Origin of the sequence: Kitasatospora purpeofusca (assembly GCF_036010405.1) — a bacterium.
Taxonomy (GTDB): domain Bacteria; phylum Actinomycetota; class Actinomycetes; order Streptomycetales; family Streptomycetaceae; genus Kitasatospora; species Kitasatospora purpeofusca.
The window spans coordinates 8,508,409-8,534,080 of the sequence record NZ_CP108561.1; the positions used below are offsets into that span (position 1 = coordinate 8,508,409).

Here is a 25,672-nt window from a genome sequence, read left to right on the forward strand (position 1 = left end):
TCGTCCCTTCGCGCCCTCGTCCCGTCACCGGGCACTTGAGGAGCAAGACTCGCGAAGGAGAGTCCCTTGACAGCGAAGTCCGCAGCCGCGGCCACCCGGGCGACCGTGCACGGCTACCCCCGCCAGGGCCGGAACCGGGAGCTCAAGAAGGCGATCGAGGGCTACTGGAAGGGCACCGTCACCGCCGACGCCCTCCGGGACGCCGCCACCGAGCTGCGCCGGGAGAACTGGCGCCAGCTCGCCGACGCCGGGGTGCTCGAAGTCCCCACCGGTGACTTCTCGTTGTACGACCACGTGCTCGACACCACGGTCGCCGTCGGCGCGGTCCCGGCCCGCCACCGGGCCGCCGTCGACGCCGACCCACTCGACGGGTACTTCGCCATGGCGCGCGGCACCCAGGACGTCGCGCCACTGGAGATGACCAAGTGGTTCGACACCAACTACCACTACCTGGTGCCCGAGTTGGGCCCCGGCACGGTCTTCGTCGCGAACCCGGCCAAGGCGGTCGGCGAACTCGCCGAGGCGCTCGCGCTCGGCCACGCGGCCCGGCCGGTGCTGCTCGGCCCGGTCACCTACCTGCTGCTCGCCAAGCCCGCCCCCGGCGTGGCGGCGGACTTCGAGCCGATCACCCTGCTCGACCGGCTGCTGCCGGTCTACGCGGAACTGCTCTCCGCCCTGAAGGCCGCCGGCGCCGACTGGGTGCAGCTGGACGAGCCCGCCCTCGTCCAGGACCGCACCCCGGCCGAACTGAACACCGCCGCCCGCGCCTACCGCGAGCTCGGCGCCCTCACCGACCGGCCGAAGCTGCTGGTCGCGAGCTACTTCGACCGCCTCGGCGAGGCCCTGCCGGTGCTCGCCAAGGCACCCGTCGAGGGTCTGGCACTGGACTTCACCGGCCCCGCCGCCGCAAACCTGGACGACCTCGCCGCCGTCGGCGGCCTGCCGGGCAAGCGGCTGGTCGCCGGCGTCGTCGACGGCCGCAACATCTGGATCAACGACCTGGAGAAGTCGCTCGCCACCCTGGCGACCCTGCTCGGCCTCGCCGAGCGCGTCGACGTCGCACCGTCCTGCTCCCTGCTGCACGTGCCGATCGACGCCGCCCTCGAACGCGACGTCGACCCGCAGATCGCCCGCTGGCTCGCCTTCGCCCGGCAGAAGGCCACCGAGGTCGCCCTGCTCGCCCGCGCACTGCGCGAGGGCACCGGCGCGATCACCGCCGACCTCGCCGCCAACCGCGCCGACCTCGCCTCCCGGGCCGGCTCGCCGATCACCCGCGACCCGGCCGTGCGCGCCCGCACCGCCGCCGTCACCGCGGACGACGCCCGCCGCCCGCAGGCCTACCCGCAGCGCGCCGAGGCCCAGCGCGCCCGCCTCGGCCTGCCGCTGCTGCCGACCACCACCATCGGCTCCTTCCCGCAGACCACCGAACTGCGCCTCGCCCGCGCCGATCTGACGGCGGGTCGGATCGACGCCGCCGCGTACCGGGAGCGGATGGAGGCCGAGGTCCGCGAGGTGATCGCCTACCAGGAGAAGGCCGGCCTGGACGTCCTCGTGCACGGCGAGCCCGAGCGCAACGACATGGTCCAGTACTTCGCCGAGCAGCTCACCGGCTACCTCGCCACCCGCCACGGCTGGGTGCAGTCCTACGGCACCCGCTACGTGCGCCCGCCGGTCCTCGCCGGAGACATCTCCCGCCCGCACCCGATGACCGTCGACTGGTTCCGCTTCGCCCAGGACCTCACCGACCGCCCCGTCAAGGGCATGCTCACCGGCCCCGTCACCATGCTCGCCTGGTCCTTCGTCCGCGACGACCAGCCGCTCGGCGACACTGCCCGCCAGGTCGCCCTCGCCCTGCGCGACGAGGTCACCGACCTGGAGGCCGCCGGCGCCGCCGTCGTCCAGGTCGACGAACCCGCCCTGCGGGAGACCCTGCCGCTGCGCGCCGCGGACCGCCCGGCGTACCTGGACTGGGCCACCGAGTCGTTCCGGCTGGCCACTTCGGGCGTGCGTGCGGACACCCAGGTGCACACCCACATGTGCTACGCCGAGTTCGGCGCGATCATGAGCGCGATCGAGGAGCTCGACGCGGACGTGATCTCGCTGGAGGCCACCCGCTCCCACATGCAGGTCGCAGGTGAACTCGCCGCCGCCGGCTACCCGCGCGAGGTCGGACCGGGTGTCTGGGACATCCACTCCCCGCGGGTGCCGAGCACCGAGGAGGCCCTCGCCCTGCTGTGGGCGGGCCTGGCCGCGATCCCGGCCGAGCGGCTCTGGGTCAACCCCGACTGCGGGCTGAAGACCCGCGGCTGGACGGAGACCCGCGCCTCGCTGGACAGCCTGGTCGGCGCCGCCCGCCGGCTGCGCGAGGAACTCGCGGGCTGAGCCGACCGACCCGCCCCGCCCCGGTCGTCGCGGACCGGGGCGGGGCGGAGCGGGCGCGCGGTCAGGGCCGACCGGGGCGGGCGCGGTCAGTCCTCGGTGCGGCGCAGCAGATAGGTATCCATGATCCACCCCTTGCGCTCGCGGGCCTCCGCGCGCAGCCGGGCGATCTCCGGCGCCTTCTCGCCGAGCGGGCCGGAGACCAGGATCTCGTCCTCGCCGCCCAGGTAGGCGCCGTAGTGGATGTGCACGCCCTCGGGCTCGATCCGGTCGAAGGCGGCCTGCCCGTCGAGCATCACCACCGCGTCCTCGGACCCCGGCGGGAAGCCCTCGGCGGCCAGCCGGCGCGCGGTGGTGATCCGCACCGGACGGCCGACCCGGGTGAGGGTGGTGCGGTGCCGGGCGGCGAGCACCGAGACGCTGCTGATGCCCGGCACCACCTCGTAGCTGAACGCGCCGGGTTCGGCCGCCAGCACCTCGTCCAGCACGGCGGTCACGCTGTCGTACAGGCTGGGGTCGCCCCAGGCCAGCAGCGCGCCGGTGCCGTCCGGGCCCAGTTCCTCGCCGACGAGCCGGCCGACCAGTTCGGCCCGGCGGCGGCGCCAGTCCTGGACGGCCTCGGTGTAGGCCGGAGTGGTCCGGTCGCGCTCGGCGTCCGGCACCTCGACCACCCGGTGACCGGGGCGGGCGTGCTCCTCGATCATCCGCCGGCGCAGCCGCATGAGGTCCTGGCGCTGCTCGTTCTTGTCGAGGAGGAGGAAGACGTCGGTGCGGGCGATGGCCTTGACCGCCTGCAGGGTGAGGTGGTCCGGGTCGCCCGCACCGATGCCGATGACGTAGATGTGCCGCATGCCCGTGATTCTGCCCGGTCAGGAGGGTGCGGGGTAACGCGGGAGCCCGGGTCCGTCCAGTCGGAGACCGGGCCGGTCGGACGGAGACCGTGCCCGTCCAGCCGGAGCCCGGGCCCGTCGGCCGGAACGCGGGCCCGTCAGGCCGAGACCGGTACCGGCCGCTGCTCCGGGCCGTCGTAGCGGGCGAGCGGGCGGATCAGCGCGTTGTGGGCGAGCTGTTCGGAGATGTGGGCCGTCCAGCCGGTGATCCGGCTCATCACGAAGATCGGCGTGAACACCGGGGTGTCGAAGCCCATCAGGTGGTAGGCCAGGCCCGCCGGGTAGTCGAGGTTGGGGTGGATGCCCCGGCGTTCCAGCATCGCGTCCCGCAGCGCGCCGTGCAGCGCGGCCAGGCGCGCGGCCTGCGGGTCGGTACTCCGGGCGACCAGGTCGTCCAGGGCGGCCTGCATGATCGGGACGCGGGAGTCGCCGTGCTTGTAGACGCGGTGGCCGAAGCCCATGACCTTCCGCCGGTCGGCGAGCGCCCGGTCCAGCCAGTCCGCGGCGCGGGCCGGGTCGCCGATCTCCTCCAGCATGTGCATCACCGCCTCGTTGGCGCCGCCGTGCAGCGGCCCCTTGAGCGCGCCGATCGCGGCGGTGACGGCGCTGTAGAGGTCGGAGAGGGTGGAGGTGACGACCCGGGCGGTGAAGGTGGAGGCGTTGAAACTGTGCTCGGCGTACAGCACCAGCGAGATCTCGAAGCAGCGGACCACCTCGGGCGCGGGCACGGCCCCGAAGCACATGTGGAAGAAGTTCTCGGCGTGCCCCAGCTCCGGGTCCGGGGCGATCGGGTCCAGTCCGCGCCGGCGGCGCCGGTCGGCGGCGACGACGGTGGGCAGCCTCGCCAGCAGGGTCAGGGACTTGGCGAGGCCGGGGACCGGGCGGCCGTCGTCCTCGGTCGGGTCCTCGGCACCGAAGAAGCTGACGGCGGTGCGCAGCACGTCCATCGGGTGGCAGGTCTCCGGGAGCCGGGCCAGCAGCTCCGCGGTGGTGCGGTCCAGCGGCCGCAGCGCGCGCTCGCGGGCCCGGAACTCGCGCAGCTGCGCCGCGTCCGGCAGCTCCCCGTACTGGAGCAGGTGGGCGACCTCCTCGAAGGAGCGGTGGGCGGCCAACTCCTGGACGGGGTAGCCGCGGTAGGTGAGCGAGTTGGTCTCCTGGACGACGGTGGAGATCCCGGTGGTGTCGGCGACGACGCCGGCGAGGCCCCGGTGGACCTCGGGTGCGGTGGTGGACATGGGGGCGGTCCCTCCGGTGCGTCAGGTGCCGGGCGTCAGGGTGAAGTCGAAGACGGCCGAGTCGAAGGCCGAGTACTCCTGGTAGCCGAGGAGTTCGTACAGCCGGGAGCGGGTCTGCATCCGGGGCAGCAGGGCGGACTGGGTGCCGTCGGCGGCGAGGGCGCGCAGCCCGTCCTCGGCCGCGCCCATGGCGAGGCGCAGCAGCGTGACCGGGTAGAGGGCGATGTCGTACCCGAGGTCCTGGAGGGTCCTGGCGTCCAGCAGCGGGCCCTTGCCGAACTCGGTCATATTGGCCAGCAGGGGGACGTCGACGGCCTTGCGGAAGGCCGCGAACTCGGCCTCGTCGGCGAGCGCCTCGGGGAAGACCGCGTCCGCGCCCGCGTCCACATAGGCCTTCGCCCGGTCGATCGCCGCGGCCAGGCCCTCGACGGCGCGGGCGTCGGTACGGGCCATGAGCAGGAAGTCCGGGTCGCGGCGGGCGTCCACGGCGGCCCGCAAGCGTCGGACCATCTCCGCGCGGGGCGTGACGGTCTTGCCGTCGAGGTGGCCGCAGCGCTTGGGGTTGGCCTGGTCCTCCAGGTGCAGGCCGGCCACTCCCGCGTCCTCCATGAGCTGCACGGTGCGGGCGGCGTTCATCGGCTCGCCGAAGCCGGTGTCGGCGTCGGCCAGCACCGGCAGGTCGGTGGCCCGGGTGGTCTGGCGGGCGCGGTCGGCGACCTCGGTGGCGGTGGTGAGGCCGATGTCGGGCAGGCCGAGGTCGGCGGCGAGCACGGCCCCGGACAGGTAGGCGGCCTCGAAGCCGAGGTCCTGGATCAGCCGGGCGGAGAGCGGGTTGAACGCGCCCGGAACGGTCAACAGCCGCCCGGTGGCGAGCCGTTCGCGCAGGGCGCGGCGGCGCTGCGAGGCGGTGGTGCGGGTGTGCAGCATGTGGGTGTGCAGCATGTGGGTGTGCAGCATCAGAACAGGCCCTCCGGCAGGGTCTCGTCGAAGTCGCGGACGGCCTGGGTGTCGACGGCCGGGAACAGCTCGTCGAGGTCGGTGGCCCGCAGCTCGGCGAGGCCGTCGGCGGCGGCCAGGAAGCGGTCCTGGTCGGTGGCCGTGACGACCCCCTCGGCCAGGGTGCGGAACTTCCGCTCGTACGCGGGCCGGTCGAACGGCCGGGCGCCGTTGGGGTGGGCGTCGGCGACGGCGAGTTCGTCCTCGACCACCGTGCCGTCGTCCAGGGTGACCACCACCCGGCCGCCGAAGGCCCGGCGCTCCGGGTCGGGGTCGTGGTAGCGGGCGGTCCACTCCGGGTCCTCGACGGTGGTGATCCGCCGCCAGAGCGCGACGGTCTCCGGTCGCGCCGCCCGCTCGGGCGCGTAGGAGCGCTCGTGGTGCCAGCCGCCGTCCTCCAGGGCCACGGCCAGGATGTACGGGATCGAGTGGTCGAGGGTCTCCCGGCTCGCGGTGGGATCGTACTTCTGCGGGTCGTTCGCGCCGGAGCCGATCACCTGGTGGGTGTGGTGGCTGGTGTGCAGGACCACGGAGCGGACGTTCCCCAGCGGGCCGGTCTTCTCGCGCAGCCGCCGGGCCAGATCGATGATCGCCTGGGCCTGGTACTCGGCGGAGTACTCCTTGGTGTAGGTGTCGAGGATCGCCCGGCGCGGCTCGTCGGCCTCCGGCAGCAGCACCGTGTAGTCGGACCGGGGTCCGTCGAGCATCCGGGCCAGGAAGCCGTCCTCGCCCTCGTAGATCGGGGAGGGGCTGGCCTCGCCGCGCATCGCCCGGTCCACCGCCTCGATCGCCGCCTTGCCCGCGAGCGCCGGGGCGAAGGCCTTCCAGCTGGAGATCTCGCCCTTGCGGGACTGCCGGGTGGCGGTCGTGGTGTGCACCGCCTGCTGGACGGCCTGGTAGGTGACCTCGGTCGGCAGCCGCAGCAGGGTGCCGATCCCGCAGACGGTGGCGGCGCTCAGATGGGCCACATGGTCGATCCGGTGCTCGTGCAGGCAGATGCCCCTGACCAGCGCCACATGCACCTCGTACGCGGTGACGATGCCGCGCAGCAGGTCGGCGCCGGTGCGGCCGGTGTGCTGGGCGACGGCGAGCAATGGCGGGATGTTGTCGCCCGGGTGGGAGTAGTCGGCGGCGAGGTAGGTGTCGTGGAAGTCCAGCTCGCGCACGGCCGTCCCGTTGGCCCAGGCCGCCCACTCGGGCGAGACCCGGACCAGGCTGCCGAACACCCGGGCGCCCGGCGCGGCGTGGTGGGCGCGGGCGTGCGCCTGGGCGCGGGCCACCGCCACCGGGCGGCGCAGCAGCGAGGCGGTGGCCACGGCGGCGTTGTCGACCACCCGGTCGACGGCCGTCGCGGCGCTGTCGGGGTCCAGTTCCTCGGTGCCGGCGGCGACGGCGGCGAGCCGCCAGGCGAGCTGCTCCTCGCGCGGCAACCGGTCGGCACTCGGGTGGACGCGGACGTGGTACTCGATCACGGGGGCTCCTCGCGGGCTTCGGCGGAACGGACGCACCACGAGCCTTTCCCACGACGGCGCCCGTGGCGAGGAAGCCACACTGCGGAATCGGGCCACGTCGGAGCGGCGGAACTGCGAATTCTGCGGATCCGGACGACGGGCGGCAGTGGTACTTTTCGCAAGCCGGGCGAGGACGCCGCCCGTTCCGCAGCTCCGTTGTTCCGCAGCTCCGTTGTTCCGCAGTTCCGTCGTTCCGTTGTGAGGAGTACCACCGGTCCCATGACACGCCCGGCCGCACGGAAGATCTACGCGCACGCCAAGCTCCGCCGACTGCGCCGCGCCCACGGCCTCAACCAGGTCGAGCTGGCCCGCGAACTCGGCATCTCCACCAGCTACCTCAACCAGATCGAGCACAGCCAGCGCCCGCTGACCGCGCCCGTCCTGCTGCGGATCGCCGAAGTCCTCGGCGTCGAACCGGAGTTCTTCTCCGACACGGACGAGGAACGCCTCGCCACCGACCTGCGCACCGCCCTTGCCGACGAGGCCTGCGGCGGCGCGGTCCCGCCCGAGGAGATCACCGAGGTCAGCCGGGACCACCCCGAACTGGCCCGCGCCATGGTCGCCCTGCACCGCCGCTACCGGGAGGCCGTCGACCACGTCGCCGGGCCCGCCGGAACCGACCCCGCCGTCACCCGGCCGCCCGCCGTTCGCCCGGCTGCCGAACCCCACGACGAGGTACGGGACTTCTTCTACACCCACCACAACCACATCGACCCCCTCGACCGGGCCGCCGAGACCCTCGCCGACGCGCTCGCCGCACCGCCCGGCGGCCGGTCGGCACCCGCCCTCGCCGCACTGCTGTCCGACCGGCACGGCGTCCGGGTGACGGAGACCGACCACCGGGACACGGCCGACCTGCGCCGCTACGACCCGGCCACCGGCGTGCTGCGCCTGTCACCCTGGCTCACGGACGGCCAGCGGGCCTTCCAACTCGCCACCCAACTGGCCCTGCTGGAGCAGCGGGAGCTGCTGGACGAACTGGTCGCCGAGGCCGGCCTCACCTCCCCGCAGGCCGAGTCGCTGGCCCGGATCGGTCTCGCCAACTACTACGCCGGGGCCGTGCTGATGCCCTACACCGCCGTGCACGCGGCCGCCGAGGAGCTCCGGTACGACATCGAGCTGCTCCAGGCCCGCTTCGGCGTCGGCTTCGAGACCGTCTGCCACCGGCTCAGCACCCTCCAGCGCGCCGGCCGCCGCGGCGTCCCGTTCTCCTTCCTGCGCGCCGACCGGGCGGGCAACATCTCCAAACGCCAGTCCGCCACCGGCTTCCACTTCTCCCGCCTGGGCGGCACCTGCCCGCTCTGGACCGTCTACGAAGCCTTCTCCGCACCCGACCGCATCCTCACCCAGGTCGCCGAAATGCCGGACGGCAAAAGGTACTTCTGGATCGCCCGGACGGTCACCCACGGCGGCCACGGCCAACGCGCCGCCCGCGCCGGCTTCGCCGTCGCCCTCGGCTGCGAACTCCGCCACGCCCACCGCCTGGTCTACGCCGAAGGCACCGCCCTCGACGACCCCCGCGCCGCCACCCCCATCGGCCTCGGCTGCCGCATCTGCGAACGCACCGACTGCGCCCAACGCGCCCGCCCCCCGGCCACCAACCCCCTCACAGTGGACCCCAACCACCGCACCCGCATCCCCTACCCGGTGCTGCCCGCCCACCCGTGACGGCACTCCCGGTGACCCGGCCGGGAGGATCACACCCAGCCGTCCCGGTCCGCGTCCACGGCTCCGTCCCCGGCGGCTCTGGCGCCGCGGACGCGCGGCTCGCAGCGCGCATGAGAGGGTCGGGCCGTCGGATCGTACGTGCGTGAGGAGTACCCGGTGGCGGGAGCGGAGTGGCCGGTCCACGGTCGGCGGCAGGTCTACGGGTCGTCGTGGGTGGAGCTGTGGCTCGACGAGGTCGACATACCCGGGACCGGGCGGATCGAGCACCACGTCGTCCGGATGCCGCGGGCCTCCACCACGGCCGTCGTCACCGATGACGACGGCCGCTTCCTGCTCATCCACCGGCACCGCTTCATCACCGGCCGCTGGGGCTGGGAGGTGCCGGCCGGCTGGGCGGACCCGGGGGAGGAGCCCGCCGGGGCGATCGCCCGCGAGGTCGAGGAGGAGACCGGCTGGCGGCCCGGCCGGGTCGAGCCGCTGACCGAGTACGACGCCATGTCCGGCATCAGCGACGCCCACTTCCGGGCGTACCACGTGACCGGCTGCACCCGGATCGGCGAGCCGCAGGACATCTCCGAGGCGGCCCGGGTGGAGTGGCTGTCGGAGGCCGAGGTGGTCGGGCTCCTGGTCACGGGCGGGATCCCGGACGGCCCCTCGCACGCGGCACTCTCCTACTACCTCGGCCCGCACCGGCTAGCCGGTGCGGGCCGCCGCTGACCGGCAGTACGCCTACTGCCCGCCGAGGAGCAGATCGGTCAACCCGGTGAGTGAGGACACCGTCCGACGGAGTGCCCGCGTCGGTCCGGTTTGCGGATCGACGGGCATCTGCCGGACCATTGCAGCCGGTGGGGTTGCACCCGGTGCGGGTCGACCTGGTCCTGACCAGCCTCGGGAGGCCCTGATGGCGGACTGTGCGCAGTGCGGGATGCCCGCGGTGATCGAGGATCTGGACGAGCAGCCGCCGCGGCCCTGGTGTCTCGGGTGTGCGACCGCGCTCGTGCGGGCCGGTGATCCGGTGCTCCGCTATCGCTCGCTCGACGGCGCGGACAGGTACGGGCGGGTCCTTTTCGGCGGCAGTACCGCGGTATTGCCGTTCCGTCCGATCGGCTGAGACCGGCTGAGACCGCTCCTCGCCCCGACGGGCGAGGAGCCGTCAGCTCGACCGGTGCGGGTGGAAGCCCCGGCCGGTCTTGCGGCCCAGGAGGCCTGCTTCGACCATGCGGGTGAGCAGCGGCGGGGCGGCGTACAGCGGCTCCTTGTACTCCTCGTACATGGACTTCGCGATGGCCTGGACGGTGTCGAGGCCGATGAGGTCGGCGAGTTGGAGCGGGCCCATGGGGTGGGCGCAGCCGTGGACCATGCCGGTGTCGATGTCCTGGGCGGTGGCGTGGCCGGCCTCGGCGAGGCGGATCGCGGAGAGCAGGTAGGGGATCAGGAGGGCGTTGACGACGAAGCCGGCGCGGTCGCGGGAGCGGATGACCTGCTTGCCGAGCACCTCCTCGGCGAAGGTGTGCACGCGGTAGAGGACGGTCGGGTCGGTGTGCAGGGAGGAGACGAGTTCGACCAGCGGCATGACCGGGGCGGGGTTGAAGAAGTGCAGGCCGAGGAGGTTGGCCGCCCGGCCGGTGGCGGTGCCGAGGCGGGTGACGGGGATGGCGGAGGTGTTGGTGGCGAGGACGGCGTCGTCGGCGGCGAGCACCTTGTCCAGGGCGCCGAGCACGTCGCTCTTGACGCGTTCGTCCTCGACGACGGCCTCGACCACGAGTTGGCGGTCGGCGAGGGCTTCGAGGTCGTCGGCGAACAGCAGGTGCGCCCAGGCGTCGGTGCGCTGCTGTTCGCTGAGGCGGCCACGGTCGACGGCGCGGTGCAGGGAGCGGTCGATGCGGGCGCGGGCGGCGCGCAGGGCGGCGGAGCCGTGCTCGCAGACGATGGTGTCCAGGCCGGCGCGGGCGAAGACCTCGGCGATGCCGGCGCCCATCTGCCCGGCGCCGACGACGGCGACCCGTCGGATGTCGTTCATGGCGTGCCTTTCCGGGGGCGGTGTCACAGGGCCGGTGCGGTGGTGCGGACGAGGTGGCGGGCGTAGGCCTCGGTGGTGAGGAAGGCGGGGAGTTCGGCGCCGAGGGCGGTGTCGACCAGGATCCGGGCCGCGTCGTCCAGCAGCGTCGGGTCGGTGCCCTGGGCGAGCAGGGCGGCCCGTTCCCGGTCGATCAGCCGCCGGACGAGGTCCGGGGTGGCGAGCGAGCCGCCGGTGAGCCGGGTGCAGTGGTGCTGCCACTGCCAGAGCTGGCAGCGGGCGATCTCGGCGGTGGCGACGTCCTCCATCAGGCCGAACACGGCGACCGCGCCGGTGCCGCCGAGCCAGGCGGTGAGGTAGCGCAGGGCGACGGCGACGTTGGCGCGCAGCCCCTGTTCGGTGGGCAGGCCGACGGAGAGCCGGTGGACGCCGAGCAGGTCGGCGGCGGTGACCTCGACGTCCTCCCGGCCCCGGTCGAGCTGGTGCGGCCGGTCGCCGAGCACGGCGTCGAAGGCGGTGCGGCAGGTGCCGACGAGTCCCGGGTGCGCGACCCAGGAGCCGTCGAAGCCGTCCCCGGCCTCGCGTTCCTTGTCGGCGCGGACCCGGGTGAGCGCCGCTTCGTTGGCGTCCGGGTCGCGCTGCGGGATCGCCGCGGCCATGCCGCCGATGGCGTGGGCGCCGCGCCGGTGGCAGGCGCGCACCAGCAGGTCGGTGTAGGCGCGCATGAACGGCTGGGTCATGGTGAGGGAGGCGCGGTCCGGCAGGACGAATCGCGGCCCGTGCTGGGCGAAGTTCTTGATCAGGCTGAACAGGTAGTCCCAGCGGCCGGCGTTTAGGCCGGCGGCGTGCTCGCGCAGCTCGTGCAGGATCTCGTCCATCTCGAAGGCGGCGGTGATGGTCTCGATCAGGACGGTGGCGCGGATCGTGCCGTGCGGGATGCCCAACTCGGCCTGGGCGACGGTGAAGACGTCGTTCCAGAGCCGGGCTTCGAGGTGGTTCTCCAGCTTGGGGAGGTAGAAGTAGGGGCCGGAGCCGGCCTCGATCTGCGGCCGTCCGCAGTGGAACAGGTAGAGCCCGAAGTCGACGAGGGCGCCGATCGCCGGGCGGCCGTCGATCAGCAGGTGGTGCTCGTCGAGGTGCCAGCCGCGGGGGCGGACGACGATGGTGGCCGGGTCGTTGCCGATGAAGTACCGCTTGCCCTCGGCCGTGGTGTCGTCGATCCGGCGCTCGATCGCGTCGATCAGGTTGAGCTGGCCGGAAACGAGGTTGTGCCAGGTGGGGGAGGTGGCGTCCTCGAAGTCGGCCAGCCACACCTTGGCACCGGAGTTGAGCGCGTTGACGGCCATCCGGCGTTCCGGGGGGCCGGTGATCTCCACCCGCCGGTCGTGCAGGCCCGGTCCGGCCCCGGCCACCCGCCAGCTGTCGTCCTCCCGGACGGCGCGGGTCTCGGGCAGGAAGTCCAGGGTGCCGCCGGCGGCGAGGGCGTCGGCCCGGCGCCGCCGCTCGGCGAGCAGCGCGGTGCGGCGGGCCGCGAAGGGGAGGTGCAGGCGGGCGACGAACGCGAGGGCCTCGGGGGTGAGGACCTCCTCGAAGCGGTCCTCGGGGGCGCCGAGGACCTCGATACGGGTGGGCAGGCTCATCCGGTTCTCCTGGAGGCGGTCGGGGGCGCCCGGGGCCCCGTCCCTCAACGGGGGCCCCGGGCGGTGGGGTGGAGGCGGCTCGTCCCCGACGGGGCCGCCGGTGTGGCTCAGTGGGACGGACCGGGGGAGTGCCCGGTCTCAGTGGAACTGCTCGGCCTCGGTGGAGCCGGTCAGGGCGAGCGTCTCCGCGTGGGGGTTGAGCGCGGTGCTGACCTGGTCGAAGTAGCCGGTGCCGACCTCGCGCTGGTGCTTGACGGCGGTGTAGCCGTCCGGCACGGCCGCGAACTCGGCCTCCTGGAGGTCGACGTAGGCGGTCATGCCGTGCTCGGCGTAGCCGCGCGCCAGCTGGAACATCGAGTGGTTGAGCGCGTGGAAGCCGGCCAGGGTGATGAACTGGAACCGGTAGCCCATCGCCCCCAACTCCCGCTGGAACTTGGCGATCTGGTCGTCGTCCAGCGCGGCCTTCCAGTTGAAGGAGGGCGAGCAGTTGTAGGCGAGCATCTTGTCCGGGTGCTCGGCCTTGATCGCCTCGGCGAACTCCCGGGCCTGGGTGAGGTCCGGGGTACCGGTCTCCACCCAGATCAGGTCCGCGTACGGGGCGAAGGCGAGGCCGCGGGAGATCACCGGGGCCATGCCCGGCTCGACCCGGTAGAAGCCCTCGGCGGTGCGCTCGCCGGTGCAGAAGCGGGCGTCGCGCTCGTCCACGTCGGTGGTGAGCAGGTTGGCCGCCAGCGCGTCGGTGCGGGCGACGATCAGGGTGGGCACGTCGGCGATGTCGGCCGCGAGCCGGGCGGAGTTGAGGGTGCGGATGTGCTGCGCGGTCGGGACGAGCACCTTGCCGCCCAGGTGGCCGCACTTCTTCTCGGAGGCCAGCTGGTCCTCGTAGTGGATGCCCGCCGCACCGGCCGCGATCATGCCCTTGGTCAGCTCGAAGGCGTTCAGCGGGCCGCCGAAGCCGGCCTCCGCGTCGGCGACGATCGGCACCAGCCAGTCCGGCCCGCCGTCGGTGCCCTCGGCGGCGTCGATCTGGTCGGCGCGCAGCAGCGCGTTGTTGATCCGGCGGACCACCTGCGGGACCGAGTTGGCGGGGTAGAGGCTCTGGTCGGGGTAGGTCTGCCCGGCCTGGTTGGCGTCGGCGGCGACCTGCCAGCCGGACAGGTAGATCGCCCGCAGTCCGGCCTTCACCATCTGGACGGCCTGGCCGCCGGTGAGCGCGCCGAGGGCGTGGACGTAGTCCTGCTCGTGCAACTGCTGCCACAGGCGCTCGGCGCCGCGCCGGGCGAGGGTGTGCTCCTCGCGGACCGAACCGGCCAGGCGGACGACGTCCGCCGCCGTGTAGCTGCGCTCGATGCCCGCCCAGCGAGGGTCGGACGCCCACCGGGCGGCCAGTTCCGCCGCGTGCCGCTCCTGCTGCTGCCGTACCGACTGGGTCATGGTGATCCGCTCCCGGGCTCGTTGCCGTGTGCTGCGAAGGGATGTGCTGTGAAAGACGTGCTGCGAAGGGATGCGCTGCAAAGACGTGCTGTGAAGGGATGCGCTGCGAAGGGATGCGCTGCGAAGGATGTGACGCCCGCCACCGGACGGGCGGGCGCGGCCGGGGTGCCGGGCGGGCGGTGCGACACCGCAGGACGTGGATCCGCCGGGGACGGGCTCCAGCACCCGACGTCCGGCCGGTGGTTGGCGCCGTCCGGGTTCGGATCCCGGCCGCGGTTCGACTCTGGCAGGCGGACGGGGGTGCCGTCACCGCTGGACGGGTGCCAAGTTCTGCGAAGCCGGAACGGCGAATCGGCGAAGGCTGCGAAGGCCGGGGCGGGCCCGAACGGCTAGGGTGGGCGCCCGTCGACCAGGGAGGCCGGGGCACATGGGCAGGACCTTCGCCGGGGCGCGGCTGCGCCGGCTGCGCGAGGAGCGCGGCCTCAGCCAGGCCGCGCTCGCCCGGCTGCTCGACCTCTCGCCCAGCTACCTCAACCAGCTGGAGCACGACGCCCGCCCGCTGACCGTCCCGGTGCTGCTGCGGCTCACGGAGGCGTTCGGCGTGGAGGCCGGCTACTTCGCCCCGCCCGACACCGCCCGGCTCACCGCCGAACTGCGCGACTCCCTGGGCGAGGAGGTCGCCGCCGGGCGGATCACCGCCGGGGACCTCGCCGAACTGGCCCAACGGCTGCCCGCCGTGGCCGCCCTGCTGCTCGACGTGGACCGCCGCCGCCGCACCGCCGCCGAGCAACTCGCCGTCCTGGCCGAGGACCGGGGCCCGGCCGCGGGCCTCACCGAAGCCCGCAATCCGCACGAGCAGGTCCGCGAGTACTTCTACCGGCGGGCCAACTACGTCGACGAACTCGACCGTGCGGCAGAGGAGTTGGCGGCGCGCATCGGGGTCCGCCGGGGCCGGGTGCGGACCGCGCTGACCGACCGGCTGGCCGAGGCGCACTCCGTCCGGGTCAGCACCGGGACGGGCGGGAAGGACGACCGGCTGCACCACTTCGACCCGGTCGGCCGCACCCTCCATCTCTCGCCCCGGCTGCGGCCGGGCCAGCAGGCCTTCCGGCTCGCCACCCAGCTCGGCTACCTCGAACACGACGCGCTGCTCACCGAACTCGCCGGGCAGGACGGCCCGGAGGGCGCCCCGGCGCACGCGCTCACCCGGATCGGGCTGGCGAACTACTTCGCCGCCGCGCTGGTGCTGCCCTACCGGGTGTTCCACGGCGAGGCGGAGACGTCCCGCTACGACCTGGAGCACCTCGCCGACCACTTCTCGGTCGGCCACGAGACGGTGTGCCACCGGCTCAGCACCCTGCAGCGGCCGGGACTGCGCGGGGTGCCGTTCTCCTTCGTCCGGGTCGACCGGGCGGGCAACGTTTCCAAACGGCAGTCCGCCACCGACTTCCACTTCTCCCGCACCGGCGGCACCTGCCCGCTGTGGAACGTCTACGAGACCTTCGCCGCCCCGGGCCGGGTGCACGTCCAGGTGGCCGCGATGCCGGACGGTCGCCGCTACCTGTGGACCGCCCGCGCCGTCACCCGTTCGCCCGGCGGCTGGGGGCGACCCGGCAAGACCTTCGCCCTCGGTCTCGGCTGCGAACTGCGGCACGCCTCACGGCTGGTGTACTCGGCCGGTCTCGATCTCACCGACGAGGCCGCGGCCACACCGATCGGCCTCGGCTGCAAGGTCTGTGAACGGACGGCCTGCCCGCAGCGCTCCGCCCCGCCGATCGGCCGCCCGCTCGCCGTGGACGAGCACAGCAGCACCTTCGCGCCGTACCCGACCGGCGGCGACACCGGCTGACCGGTGGCCGGGCAACGACACCGGCCGACCGACGGTCGTGTCCGGCCGGTCCGGGGGAGCCCGCCCGGTAGCCTGCCGGGGTGCACGGGTTCGGGGTGACGGAGTTCCAGTTGGTCCTGCTGCGGCGGATGGCGGATTTCCGGCCGGAGTTGGTCGAGGACGCGGTCCGCAGGCTCGGGGAGACCCGGGCGGGGATGCGGGAGGCCAACAAGCGCTGGCAGGCAATGCTCAGGGCGCCGGGCTTCCCGGGCGGCGGACGGCGGTACACCGCCGTGCTCGGGCCACCGGAGGCGGTGGTGGAACGCCGCATCGGGGACCTCGCCTGCTCCGCCCGGCAGTGGCCGCTGCCGCTCTGGCCCGGGTTGCGGTTCGAGGTCCTGGCCGGTCCCGCCGGGGCGGGCGCGCCGGTGCTGAACGCCTGGCTGGTGCGGGCGGCGGACACCCCGCCGCCGGTCCTCCGTACGCTCGCCGACCTGCGGCCGTGGAGCTGCACGGTGGCCGATCTGGGCGCGGCGTTCCCGCCCGCCGTACCGCGCGAGGGCAGCGCGCCGAACCGCTTCCGGCTGGACTTCTCCGCCCCGGACGCCGACGGCCGGAGGCAGGCCCTCACGGCGGACTTCACCTGGGGCCTGCTCCAGGAGGTGCGGCCGCTCGACAACCCCACTCGTCCGGATCAGGACTGACGAAGCCTCAGCTCCGGTGCACCGTGCGCCCGCCGACCACCGTGCGGTCGGGCAGCAGCTCCCGCAGCTCCTCGACCGGGCAGCTCAGCGGGTCGGTCGGCCACAGGGTGAGATCGGCGAACGCGCCGGGCCGCAGGGCGCCCCGGTCGGCGCTCTCCCCGGTCAGCCGGGCCGCCGCCGAGGTGTGCAGGGCGATCGCCTCGGACCGCTCGATCGCGTGCTCGGGCCCGACCACCCCGGCCACGGTGCGGCGGGTGGTCATGCCCCAGACGGACAGCATCGCGCCGTACGGGCCGACCGGGAAGTCCGAACCGGCGGCCAGCAGCGCGCCCTCGTCGAGCCATTCGCGCAGCGGGAACAGCGCACGGGTGCGCTCCTCGCCCCAGGCCCGCTGCTGGGTGGGGGCGCCGTCGTGCAGCAGCGGGTGCTGCACGGTCACCGGGATGCGCAGGGCGACGGCCCTGGCCCGCTGCTCGGCGCGGGCGAGGCCGCCGTGCTCCACGACCAGGGTGCCGGCGGGCAGTCCGGGGCGGCGTGCGAGCACCTCCTCGAAGACGTCGAGCAGGGTGCGCAGGCCGCGGTCGCCCCAGGCGTGCACGCCGACCCGCAGTCCGCGCCCGACCACCCGGTCCACGGCGTCGGCCAGCTCCTTGGGCTCCCACAGGAGTCGACCGTGGTAGCAGGGCTGCCCCTGGTACGGCTCCTCCAGGGCGCCCGCCTCGAAGCCGCCGTCGATGCCGAACTTGACTCCCCAGACCGAGAGCCGGTCGTCCTCGTGACCGGCGGCCCGCCAGGCGTCGACGCGGTCGAGCAGGGCGTCGACCTCCTCGGGGGTGCGGACGGCGAAGCCGGAGACCAGCGCCCGCACCCGGACGGCGAGGGCGCCCTCGGCACGGGCGGCGCGCAGCACGTCGAGGTCCTCGACCGGGACCAGGCAGTCGCGGACGGTGCCGATCCCGGTGGCGGCGTAGGCGGCGGAGGCGGCGCGCAGTCCGTCGATCCGCTCGGCGAGGCCGGGCCGGGGCAGGACACGTTCGGCGAGCTCGATCGCCTTGTTGATCAGGCGACCAGTGGGGCGGCCCTCGGCGTCGCGCTCGATGACGCCGCCGGGCGGCTCGGGGGTGGCGGCGGTGATGCCGGCGAGCCGCAGCGCGGCCGAGTTGAGCACCATGTTGTAGGCGCCGCGGCGGACCAGGACCGGGTGGCGGTCGGTGGCGGTGTCCAACTCCGCGGCGGTGGGCATCCGCTGCTCGGCGAGGTTGAGCTCCTGCCAGTTGACGGTGGTGGTGATCCAGTCCCCGGCGGGGGTGGTGGCGGCGCGTTCGCGGACCAGGGCGAGGAACCCGGCCAGGTCGGTGGCCCGGTGGACGGGCACGCCGTGCACGCTGTGTCCGGCGAGGATCAGATGGGTGTGGGTGTCGTCGAAGGCCGGCAGCACGGTCGCCCCGGGCGCGTCGACGACCTCGGTGGCGGGGCCGATCAGCCCGTCCAGGCCGTGCGGGTCGGCGGACAGGGCGGTGATCCGGTCGCCGGTGACGGCGACGGCGCGCCGAGGCGGCTCGCCGGGGACGAGGGTGTGCACGGCGGCCGCGCGCACCAGCAGGTCGGCGGGGGGCCGGTGGGGCTGGGGCCGGTCGGGCTGCTGGGTCAACACGGCTCCTGGCGGTGGTGGGCGGCGGTCACCAGCCCGGTGACCTCTTCGACATGGCGCAGGCTCGGTCCGGCGAGCAGCGTGTGGAGTCCGGTGAAGACGGCCCGGGCCGCGACGGCGTTCCAGTCGGGCGGCAGCAGCGGGGCGGGCAGTCCGGGGTCCAGGTAGGGCAGCCGCCGCCACTGGGTGAGCATCGGGACGTAGTCGCGGAACGCCTCGGCCGGGTCGGGGCCGGAGTCGGGGTCGCTCCCGCAGGCGGCGAGCACGGGCCGCCAGGTGTCGGTGAACGCGGCGTACTGGCCCTCGATGGCGGGGAAGTCCCACCAGGCGGCGACGGCGGTGCGCAGATCGGTGAATCCGGCGTACTCGGCGGAGAGGAAGAGGTGGACGTACGCGTCCAGGCCGAGGCGTTCGAGCAGGCGCCGGGCGTCGGGCAGGACCCGGGCGGGCGCCAGCCAGACGCCGGGGGCGGCGTTGCCGAAGCCGAGCCAGCTGAGCCGGGAGCGCAGGGTGTGGCGGTGGGCGCGTTCGGACTCGGGGACGGAGAAGACGGCCACCACCCAGCCGTCGGAGAGTTCGGCGGGTTCCAGGCTGCGGAAGATCCGGCGGTCCCCCTCCTCGAACACCGGGCCCATCGCGGGGGAGAGGCGGTAGCCGGTGCCGGACCCGTCACCGCGTTCCTGGAGCAGGGTCCCGGCCTTCTTGAGACGGGAGATGGCCGAGCGGACGGCGGGTGCGTCGACGTCCAGCTCGGCCATCAGGGCGATCAGGTCGGCGATGGATATCCAGCCGCCGAGACGGCGGACGAACTCGCCGTAGACGGTGTGGATCAGCGAGCTCGGCCGGGGCGTGCTCTCGGTCATCCGGATCTCCTCCCGACGGCTCGTGGTGATCATAGCGGTGGCACCCGGCAGGGGCGGGTTCCCGGCTCCGGCCGAGGCGGTCCGGGCCCGGCGCCGGTTCGGGCCCGGGTCGGGCTCAGGACTCCGCGAACGCGCCGGAGAGCAGGTGGCCGGCGCCGGGGGCGAAGGCCGGCAGGCCGAGGGCGCGCAGCAACTGGTGGGCGGTGCAGACGGCCGCCGAGACGACCGGTTTGTCGAGCCGCTGCTCGGCCTCCTCGATCGCCGACAGCGAGGGCATCTGCACGCAGGCGGACAGCACCACCGCGTCGGCCCGGCTGTGTGCGAGGCCGGCCGCGATGTCCGGCAGCTTCGCCGGGTCGTGGGCGGCGACATCGAGGTTGTCGGCGATCTCCAGGGCCGCGAAGTCCACCACCTCGATGCCCTCGTGGCCGAGGTAGTCGACCACCGTGCGGGCCAGCGGGCGCAGATAGGGGGTGACGACGGCGACCTTGCGGGCGCCGAGCGTGTGCAGCCCGGTCACCAGCGCGCCGGCGCTGGTGACCACGGGCGCGGCCGCGCCGTTCTCCACCGTGCGCCGGTGCAGCCGCTGCTCGGCCTCCCGGTGGTAGCCGGGACCGGTGGCCATCACGGCGACCAGGCAGGCGTAGCCGAGCACATCGACCCGGGCGTCCGAGAGTTCGGCGGCGCACCGGTCGGACTCGGCGTCCATGGCGCGCAGTTGCTCGGGGGTGACCCGGGTCATCCGCATCCGGCTGGAGTGGAAGGTGAAGCGCTCGGGCGCGACCCGTTCGCGGGCCCGCAGCAGGGCGGGGACCTCGGTCTCCATGGTGACGTTGGAGCTCGGGACGATCTGGCCTATCCGGTAGCTGGTGGTCATCGGGGCGGGCTCCTCTGCGGGGGTGGGCGGCCGGTCAGCGGGCGTCGACCACGGGGTTGGCGAGGGTGCCGATGCCCTCGATGGTGGCCTCGACCAGGTCGCCGGGCCGGAGGAACTGCGGGGGCACCATCCCGGCGCCGACGCCGGACGGCGAGCCGGTGGCGATGACGTCGCCGGGTTCCAGGGTGACGCCGGAGGAGATGTCGGCGATCAGCCGGGCGATGCCGAACAGCATGTGGCGGGTGTTGGAGTCCTGCCGCAGTTCGCCGTTGACCCGCAGGGACAGGTCGAGCCGCTGCGGGTCGGGGATCTCGTCGGCGGTCACCACGACCGGGCCGAACGGCGCGTAGCTGTCCTGGCCCTTGGAGAAGAACCACTGGCCGGAGCGGCGCTGGTCGCGGGCGCTGATGTCGTTGACGATGCTGTAGCCGAAGACGTGCCGCAGGGCGTCGGCCTCGGTGACCCGGTGGGCGGGAGTGCCGATGACGACGGCGAGTTCGCACTCCCAGTCGAGCTGCTCGGTGAGCTCGGCGTTGTGCAGGATCGGCTGGCCGGGGCCGGTGACGGCGGTCGAGGGCTTGCTGAACAGCACCGGCCGGTCGGGCAGTTCGCGTTCGGTGTCGAGGGTGCGGTGCGACTCGGCGACGTGCTCGACGTAGTTGAGCCCGACGCCGACGATCTTGCCGGGCCGCAGCGGCGCGCGCAGCACCACCTCGGCGAGCCGGCGTACCAGGGGCCCCTCGCCCGGTGCGTCGGTGAGCAGTTCGCGGACGGAGGCGAGGGTCGGTTCGCCGGCCGCGACCAGGCCCAGCAGGTCGGACGGCAGCCGGACGCCGGAAACGGCGGCGAGGGCGGACAGGTCGGCGACCCGGTCCCCGGCGAGCAGGGCGCCGGGGCGGGGGGTGTCGTCGCCGGGGGTGCAGTAGGTCAACAGCCGCATGGGTGCGCGCTCCTGGTCACGGGGTGGTGGTGGGCTGGTGCCCGTCGTGCTCCGGGTAGGGCTCCTCGCGGTACAGGCCGAGCGAGTGCATCACCGGGAAGTCGTTGAAGGAGAACAGGCAGGCGTCCTCGCCGGGGTCGAGGTTCGCGTGCTCGTGCCAGGCCCAGGACGGCACCACGAAGATGTCGCCCTGCTGCCAGGTGAAGCGGTGCCCGGCGACCACCGAGACGCCCCGCCCCTTGGCGGCGGTGTAGATTACCGAACCGGTGTGCCGGTGGGCCCGGGTGGCCTGGCCGGGGCGCAGCAGCTGGAGGTGGGCGCCCATGGTGGGCATCACCGAGCCGCCGGTGACCGGGTTGGTGTACTCCATGATCACCCCGTCCCAGGGCGAGCCCTCGGTGGCGCGGGCGAGCCGGGTGAGCGCGTGGTAGCTGGGCTCCCAGGGCCAGCCGAGCAGCGGCGAGTACGGCCGGGTCCACTTCTCGACGCCGTACGGCAGCAGGTTGCCGCTGTAGCTGAGCAGCGAGGAGTTGGCCACCGGTCCGGGCCGCTGGTACAGCTCGGGGTGCACCTCGTAGAAGTTGGCGTCGAGCATGTTGACCAGCGGGATGTCCAGGCCGTCCTGCCAGATCACCGGGGCGTCCTCGGACTCGTTCCCGTGCTCGTGCCAGGCGCCGTTGGGCGTGATCGCGAAGTCCCGCGGGCCGACCTTGAGCTTCTGGCCGTCGACGATCGTCCAGGCGCCGGTGCCCTCGTGCACGAAGCGCAGCGCGGAGGCCTGGTGGCGGTGCGCGGTCATCGCCTCGCCGGGGCCCATGATCTGCAGGCCGGTGTACAGCAGGCCGACGGCGGCGCTGAGTTCGCGGCGGCCCGGGTTGACCAGCATGACCACCCGGCGGCCGGCGTCGTCGGCCCTGACCAGGGGCAGCGCCTTGCGGACCAGCGGGCGCAGGTCGGCGTAGCGCCAGAGCACCGGCACCGACTTCGGCTGCGGGTACCAGGGCTCGATCTCGTTCGCCACGGTCCACAGCGCGCCCGCGTCGACCTTGGCCAGCTCTTCGTAGTAGGCGGCGAGTTCGGCACTGTCGGCGACCCGGGCGCGGCCGATCCGGTCGTCGTCGTAGTCGGTCATTCCTCCTCCTTCGGGGGCGGTTCGGGAAAGGTCAGCGGCTGCAGCGGGCGGTTGTCGACGTGCAGCCGGAAGACGTCGAAGCGGTTGTAGTGGCCGACGATGTCGTGCATCTGCTTGGGCCGGACGCAGTCGCCGAGGTCGATCTCGGCGTACACGATCCCCTCCTCGTCGACCAGCGGCTCGGTCACCGCGCGGCCGTCGGGCCCGAAGATCCCGGACAACGCGCTGCGCGGGCGGGAGAGTTGCTTGCGGAGCTGCTGGTCCTCGCCGGCGATGGCGTCGACGATCTCCGGCGAGATCGTGGAGCAGGAGACGACGGTGAAGACCTTGCCCTCGAAGCAGTGTGCGGCGGCGCGCAGGGCGATCGCCTCCGCCATGTCGTAGTCCTCTGGGGCGACCGGCAGCGCGATGTAGCAGGCCGCGTGGACGAGTTCGCCCTGGGCGAGGAGGGTGAACCGGGCCAGCGGGTTGGTGTTCTCGCCGCAGGCCAGTGCGCCGAGCGGGCCGACGGCGGTGTCGTGGACCCGCAGCGTGCTGCCGTCGCCCGGGGTCCAGGTCAGTTTCTCGGCCCAGGTGGGGACCAGTTTGCGGTGCACGCTCAGCAGTTCGCCGTCGGCGTCGATGACCAGCACCGTGTTGTAGAGCACCCCGAGGCTGTGCCGGCCGCGCTCGTTGATGCCGATCACCAATACCACGCCGGCCCGGCGGGCGGCGGCGCGCAGCGCGTCGACGTACGGGCCGGGCACGTCCACCGAGGCGCGGTAGAGACGCTCGTACCAGGGTGAGCCCTGGACCGGGTTCATGGTCCAGTTCCAGTACGGGTAGCCGGGGACGAACACCTCGGGGAAGACCACGAGGGTGGCCCCGTGCTCGGCGGCCTCGTGGATCAGGGCGACCGCCTTGGCCACGGTGGCGGCGGGGTCCAGGAAGACGGGCGAGGCCTGTACGGCGGCCGCGGTGAAGCGCGGTCGCCGCAGCGCGGCGGCGATCGGCTCGGTCATCGTTCCTCCTCGGTGCGGGCGGTGCCGACGGCGCGGGCGGTGCGGGCGGTGCGGGAGGTGTCATGGGTGCCTTCGGCGCCGCCCGGCCGCCAGCGGCGGTGCACCGGCGGCTCGGGTTCGCGCACCAGCCGCAGCCTCGGCGCCACCCGGTCGGAGCCCGGCCCGGGCGGGCGCCGGCTGCCCGCCGCCCACGGCCCGGGCCAGCGGGCGCCAGGACCGGTGTACCCCTGCTCGGCGGCGGCATGCAGGGTCCACAGCGGGTCGTGCAACTGGGCCCGGCCGACCGCGACCAGGTCGGCCCGCCCGGCCAGCAGCACCGAGTTGGCGTCGTCGTGCCCGGAGATCGCGCCGACCGCAACGGTGGGCAGACCGGTGGCCGCGCGCACCAGCTCGGCGAACGGCGTCTGGTAGCCGCGCCCGTACGGCGGCCGCTGGTGCGCCACCACCTCGCCGGTGGAGACGTCCACCGCGTCCGCCCCGCCGTCCCCGAGGGCCCGGCAGATGGCGACGGCCGACGCCTCACCGGTACCGCCCGGCGCCCAGTCGCTCGCCGAGATCCGCACCAGCAGCGGCCGTCCGGCCGGCCAGACCTCGCGGACCGCCGCCAGCACCTCCAGCGGCAGCCGCAAGCGCTGGGCGAGCGGGCCGCCGTAGCGGTCGGTGCGCCGGTTGGTGAGCGGCGACAGGAAGCCGGAGAGCAGGTGGCCGTGGCCGAACTGGAGCTCCAGCACCTCGAAGCCGATCCGGGCCGCGCGTTCGGTGGCGGCCGCGAAGTCCGCGACCACAGCGGCCAGTTCGATCTGGTTGGCCTCGTGCGGCCGAGGGCTGTCGGCGTCCCAGGGCAGCGGCGAGGCGGCCAGCAGCGGCCAGCCGTCCGCGCCCAGGGACCGGCCGATCCCGTCCGGTCCCGGCACCGAGGTGGCGGCCCGCCGCCCGGCGTGCGTGAGCTGGATCCCGAGCGGGGTGTCGCTCACCGCCCTGATGTCGGCGACGAGTTCGCGCCAGGCCGCCTCCTGCCGGTCGTTCCACAGGCCGGGGCAGTGGTCGGTGGCCCGGCCCTCCGGCGTGACCGCCGTCATCCCGGCGATCACCAGCCCGGCGCCGCCGAGCGCGTGGGCGGTCAGCTGGGCCCGGTCGAAGGCACTGGGCAGCGCCTCGGGGGAGGTGAAGGTGGCCAGCGGCGGCACCACCACCCGGTTGCGCAGCTCCAGCGCGGCCAGCTTCAGCGGCCGGAACATGGGCGGCACCGCCGCCGCCCCGGCCGGATCGGCGCCGCCCGCGAACGCCGCCTCCACCGCCGCGACGAACCCGGGGTCGCGGGCCCGGAGGTTCCCGTAGGTGACCCGGCGGCTGCGGGTGAGCAGATTGAACGCGAACCGGTCGGCGTCCTGCCCGGTCCGCCGGTCGATCGTCTCGAACCACTCCAGACTGGCCTGCGCCGCCCGCTGGGTGGACTCCACCACCGGCCGCCGCTCCGCCTCGTACGCCGCCAACGCCTGCTCCACCGTGGGCTGTTCGTCCAGGCTCGCGGCCAGGGCGAGGGCGTCCTCCAGGGCGAGCTTGGTGCCCGAGCCGATCGAGAAGTGCGCCGAGTGCGCGGCGTCGCCGAGCAGCACCACGTTCCGGTGCCGCCAGGTGGCGTTGCGCACCGTGGTGAAGCGGATCCAGCGGGAGGCGTTCGGGATCAGCCGGTACCCCTCCAGGTGCGGGGCCAGCAGTTCCGCGCAGCGCCGCACGCTCTCCCCGTCGCTCTCGCCGCGCGCGAACTCCCGGTCGGCCAGGGCCTCGAAGCCGCCCCGGCGCCAGGCGTCCTCGGCGATCTCGACGATGAACGTCGACCGTTCCGCGCTGTACGGGTAGGCGTGCACCTGGAGCACCCCGAAGTCGAAGCGCTCGACGAGGAAGGTGAAGGCGTCGAAGACCTTGTCGGTGGCGAGCCACATGTAGCGGGCGTGCCGCTCGTCCAGCTCCGGCCGGAAGATGTCGGCGTACGCGGCGCGGGTCGCCGAGTGGATGCCGTCGGCGGCGACCACCAGGTCGTACTCCTCGGCGAGTTGCCCGACCGGCGGCGCGGGCGTGCGGTAGCGGACGTCCACCGCCAGCTCGTCGCAGCGCCGTTGCAGGATCGCGCGCAGCCGGTTGCGGTCCAGCGCCGCGAAGCCGTGGCCGCCGCTGGTGCGCACCTGCCCGGCGTACCGGACGTCGATGTCGCTCCAGCGCGCGAACTCGGCGCCCAGTGCGGCGAACACGGCCGGGTCGGCCTGGGCGATGCCGTCCAGTGTCTCGTCGGAGAACACCACTCCGAAGCCGAACTCGTCCTCGCGGCCGTCCCGTTCGAAGACGGTGATCTCCCGCTCCGGTGCCAGCTGCCGGGCCAGCGCGGCGAAGTAGAGCCCGCCCGGACCGCCGCCGATCACCGCGACCCGGCGGGCCGTTCCGGCCGCGGGAGCACTTCCACTTCTCCCGGTCACGGGCCCACTCCCGCTCCCGGTCACCGGATCGCCTCCGGTTCCTGCCGTCCGGCGCCGGACAGCGCCCGGCGCACCGGTTCCGGCCAGGGCTCGGTGCCCTTGGCCTGCGGCGCGGCGTGCACCACCGACATCCGCCCGCCGGCGGCCGGGCCGTTCGGGCCGTGCACCTCGAAGGCGTAGTGCAGCGAGGAGCCGCCGATCCGCTCGACCCGCAGTTCGACCCGGACCAGGTCGCCGAACCACAGCCGTTCGCGGTAGTCGGCCTCGAAGTGCACCCGGGGGATCCGGCCGAACAGCCCGTCCAGGCCCAGCCGGCGCAGCAGGGTCGCCTCGGCGGCCTCGGCCCAGCGCTGGACGGCCGAGAAGTGGTAGTGCCCGGCGGCGTCGGTGTCCGACCACTCGACCCGCCGCTCGACGGTCACGCTGGCGGGTTGC

Annotated in this window: 21 protein-coding genes; 6 read left to right on the forward strand and 15 right to left on the reverse strand. The window is 74.1% G+C overall.

Annotated elements, in window-relative coordinates; translation table 11 throughout:
• Positions 1 to 66 precede the first annotated feature (66 nt).
• Positions 67 to 2,382, forward strand: a complete 2,316-nt coding sequence (gene metE / locus OG715_RS37030) for a 5-methyltetrahydropteroyltriglutamate--homocysteine S-methyltransferase (protein WP_266272888.1) — start codon at positions 67 to 69, stop codon at positions 2,380 to 2,382.
• A gap of 86 nt (positions 2,383 to 2,468) precedes the next feature.
• On the opposite strand, the gene cobF is transcribed toward metE, so the two are convergent.
• The 4 genes from cobF to OG715_RS37050 form a co-directional block, all read right to left on the reverse strand.
• Entirely contained in the window at positions 2,469 to 3,230 is a 762-nt protein-coding gene (cobF, locus tag OG715_RS37035) for a precorrin-6A synthase (deacetylating) (protein WP_266272887.1), read from the reverse strand.
• Positions 3,231 to 3,367: 137 nt separating this feature from the next.
• A complete protein-coding gene (locus OG715_RS37040) occupies positions 3,368 to 4,504 on the reverse strand; it encodes a bifunctional 2-methylcitrate synthase/citrate synthase (protein WP_266272886.1) in 1,137 nt (378 codons plus the stop codon).
• Between the two features lie 21 nt (positions 4,505 to 4,525).
• Positions 4,526 to 5,431, reverse strand: a complete 906-nt coding sequence (gene prpB / locus OG715_RS37045) for a methylisocitrate lyase (RefSeq protein WP_266274570.1) — start codon at positions 5,429 to 5,431, stop codon at positions 4,526 to 4,528.
• A gap of 29 nt (positions 5,432 to 5,460) precedes the next feature.
• Positions 5,461 to 6,972, reverse strand: coding sequence for an MmgE/PrpD family protein (locus tag OG715_RS37050; protein ID WP_266272884.1), 1,512 nt, complete (start codon positions 6,970 to 6,972; stop codon positions 5,461 to 5,463).
• A gap of 258 nt (positions 6,973 to 7,230) precedes the next feature.
• Here OG715_RS37050 and OG715_RS37055 point away from each other — a divergent pair, with 258 nt between their 5' ends.
• The 3 genes from OG715_RS37055 to OG715_RS37065 all read left to right on the forward strand — a co-directional run bounded on the left by OG715_RS37055 (position 7,231) and on the right by OG715_RS37065 (position 9,790).
• A complete protein-coding gene (locus OG715_RS37055; protein WP_266272883.1) occupies positions 7,231 to 8,679 on the forward strand; it encodes a short-chain fatty acyl-CoA regulator family protein in 1,449 nt (482 codons plus the stop codon).
• A gap of 156 nt (positions 8,680 to 8,835) precedes the next feature.
• Positions 8,836 to 9,396 (forward strand): NUDIX hydrolase, encoded by a 561-nt coding sequence (locus OG715_RS37060; RefSeq protein ID WP_266272882.1) that lies wholly within the window; start codon positions 8,836 to 8,838, stop codon positions 9,394 to 9,396.
• 217 nt (positions 9,397 to 9,613) lie between these two features.
• Positions 9,614 to 9,790, forward strand: coding sequence for a hypothetical protein (locus OG715_RS37065; RefSeq protein ID WP_266272881.1), 177 nt, complete (start codon positions 9,614 to 9,616; stop codon positions 9,788 to 9,790).
• A 42-nt stretch (positions 9,791 to 9,832) separates the two neighbouring features.
• On the opposite strand, the gene OG715_RS37070 is transcribed toward OG715_RS37065, so the two are convergent.
• The 3 genes from OG715_RS37070 to aceA all read right to left on the reverse strand — a co-directional run bounded on the left by OG715_RS37070 (position 9,833) and on the right by aceA (position 13,770).
• Positions 9,833 to 10,699: a 3-hydroxybutyryl-CoA dehydrogenase gene (locus OG715_RS37070; RefSeq protein ID WP_266272880.1), complete on the reverse strand. Its 867-nt coding sequence runs from the start codon at positions 10,697 to 10,699 to the stop codon at positions 9,833 to 9,835.
• 23 nt (positions 10,700 to 10,722) lie between these two features.
• Positions 10,723 to 12,336 carry a malate synthase A gene (aceB, locus tag OG715_RS37075; RefSeq protein ID WP_266272879.1) on the reverse strand — a complete coding sequence of 538 codons (1,614 nt, stop codon included), beginning with the start codon at positions 12,334 to 12,336 and terminating at the stop codon, positions 10,723 to 10,725.
• 138 nt (positions 12,337 to 12,474) lie between these two features.
• Positions 12,475 to 13,770 carry an isocitrate lyase gene (gene aceA, locus OG715_RS37080; protein ID WP_266272878.1) on the reverse strand — a complete coding sequence of 432 codons (1,296 nt, stop codon included), beginning with the start codon at positions 13,768 to 13,770 and terminating at the stop codon, positions 12,475 to 12,477.
• Between the two features lie 427 nt (positions 13,771 to 14,197).
• Between aceA and OG715_RS37085 the strand changes: the two genes are divergently transcribed.
• Complete coding sequence (locus tag OG715_RS37085; protein WP_266272877.1) at positions 14,198 to 15,619, forward strand: short-chain fatty acyl-CoA regulator family protein; 1,422 nt, start codon at positions 14,198 to 14,200, stop codon at positions 15,617 to 15,619.
• An 80-nt stretch (positions 15,620 to 15,699) separates the two neighbouring features.
• Positions 15,700 to 16,302, forward strand: coding sequence for a hypothetical protein (locus tag OG715_RS37090; RefSeq protein WP_407661061.1), 603 nt, complete (start codon positions 15,700 to 15,702; stop codon positions 16,300 to 16,302).
• Positions 16,303 to 16,309: 7 nt separating this feature from the next.
• On the opposite strand, the gene OG715_RS37095 is transcribed toward OG715_RS37090, so the two are convergent.
• From OG715_RS37095 to OG715_RS37130, 8 genes are all read right to left on the reverse strand, one after another.
• Complete coding sequence (locus tag OG715_RS37095) at positions 16,310 to 17,953, reverse strand: amidohydrolase (RefSeq protein ID WP_266272876.1); 1,644 nt, start codon at positions 17,951 to 17,953, stop codon at positions 16,310 to 16,312.
• On the reverse strand, positions 17,950 to 18,816 hold the full coding sequence (locus tag OG715_RS37100; RefSeq protein WP_266272875.1) for a PaaX family transcriptional regulator: 867 nt from the start codon (positions 18,814 to 18,816) through the stop codon (positions 17,950 to 17,952). The genes OG715_RS37095 and OG715_RS37100 overlap by 4 nt, the downstream gene beginning before the upstream one ends.
• 115 nt (positions 18,817 to 18,931) lie before the next feature.
• Positions 18,932 to 19,693: a maleate cis-trans isomerase family protein gene (locus tag OG715_RS37105; RefSeq protein WP_323182205.1), complete on the reverse strand. Its 762-nt coding sequence runs from the start codon at positions 19,691 to 19,693 to the stop codon at positions 18,932 to 18,934.
• Positions 19,694 to 19,727: 34 nt separating this feature from the next.
• Positions 19,728 to 20,633: a fumarylacetoacetate hydrolase family protein gene (locus OG715_RS37110; RefSeq protein ID WP_266272873.1), complete on the reverse strand. Its 906-nt coding sequence runs from the start codon at positions 20,631 to 20,633 to the stop codon at positions 19,728 to 19,730.
• 16 nt (positions 20,634 to 20,649) lie between these two features.
• Complete coding sequence (locus tag OG715_RS37115; protein ID WP_266272871.1) at positions 20,650 to 21,765, reverse strand: cupin domain-containing protein; 1,116 nt, start codon at positions 21,763 to 21,765, stop codon at positions 20,650 to 20,652.
• Positions 21,762 to 22,766, reverse strand: a complete 1,005-nt coding sequence (locus OG715_RS37120; RefSeq protein ID WP_266272869.1) for a carbon-nitrogen hydrolase family protein — start codon at positions 22,764 to 22,766, stop codon at positions 21,762 to 21,764. Before OG715_RS37120 ends, OG715_RS37115 begins: the two co-directional genes overlap by 4 nt.
• Positions 22,763 to 25,237 carry an oxidoreductase gene (locus OG715_RS37125; RefSeq protein WP_266272868.1) on the reverse strand — a complete coding sequence of 825 codons (2,475 nt, stop codon included), beginning with the start codon at positions 25,235 to 25,237 and terminating at the stop codon, positions 22,763 to 22,765. Before OG715_RS37125 ends, OG715_RS37120 begins: the two co-directional genes overlap by 4 nt.
• A 20-nt stretch (positions 25,238 to 25,257) precedes the next feature.
• Complete coding sequence (locus OG715_RS37130; protein WP_266274567.1) at positions 25,258 to 25,659, reverse strand: acyl-CoA thioesterase; 402 nt, start codon at positions 25,657 to 25,659, stop codon at positions 25,258 to 25,260.
• Positions 25,660 to 25,672 lie beyond the last annotated feature (13 nt).